The sequence below is a fragment of the Mesorhizobium sp. M7A.F.Ca.CA.003.01.2.1 genome (assembly GCF_003998945.1).
GTDB classification, from domain to species: Bacteria; Pseudomonadota; Alphaproteobacteria; order Rhizobiales; family Rhizobiaceae; genus Mesorhizobium; species Mesorhizobium ciceri.
The window spans coordinates 1-833 of record NZ_RZRA01001453.1 but is presented as its reverse complement, the minus strand read 5'-3'; the positions used below and the strand labels follow the sequence as shown (position 1 = coordinate 833).

At 64.1% G+C, this 833-nt stretch carries 1 protein-coding gene; it reads right to left on the bottom strand.

The features are described 5' to 3' along the window. The coding region (locus tag EN969_RS33405) for a DUF4175 family protein (RefSeq protein WP_127419876.1) at nt 1–833 on the bottom strand (833 nt) is incomplete at both ends.

Sequence of the window (833 nt, the reverse complement as noted above, 5' to 3'; positions counted from 1 at the left end):
TCATGTCCTGCAGTTGCGACAGCAATTGCTGGGCCTTGTCGCGATCACCGGACTTCGCCAGGTTCTCGATCTGGTCCATCATGCGATCGATGTCGCTCTGGCGCAGTTCCTGGCCATTCTGCTGCATCTGCGGGGCGTTGGGATTTTGCTTGGCGCGCTCCGCGAATTCCTGCAGGAACTGGTTCATCGCCTCGCGCAGTTCCTTCATCGCCTTTTCGATTTCAGCGTCGCTGGCGCCATTCTTGATGGCGTCCTGCAGCGCCTGTTGCGCCTGGCGCAGCCGCTTTTCGGCGGCCGAAAGATTGCCTTCCTCGATGCCGAGCGCGATTTCCCAGAGATAGGAGACCTCGCTGCGCAATTGATCGTCGCTGTCGGCCATCTTCAGCCGGGTGCGGGCGCTCATGATGGCGAGGTAGTGGGACATGTTGTCGAAGGTGTCTTCCGGCCGCAGCGTGATGGCGTCCATCAGGTCGAGCACGCGCGGCTTGGCGTTGGCGTCGAGCGCCAGCAGGCGGCGCTGTTCGATCACGGCGCGTGCCAGCGGATTGGCGAAAGGCCGCTCCGGCATCAGCAGCGTCTTGGTTTCGCTCGATGCGGTGTGCCCGGCATCGTCGGTGGCGACCAGCGTCAGCTTGATGCTGCTGCCGGCCCAGACATGCTCGGTCAGGTCCTTCGAGGTCCTGGCGGCGTTCGACTTGCCGCCGCGGCGCGGCAGCGTCAGCGGCATTTCAGGTGCACCGTACAGTGGACGCGCATTCGGCGCCTGCGGATCGGCAAGCGCGAGCACCGCCTTGGCGGTGGCGGCGCCATAGTCGTCGTCGATCTGGTAGTTG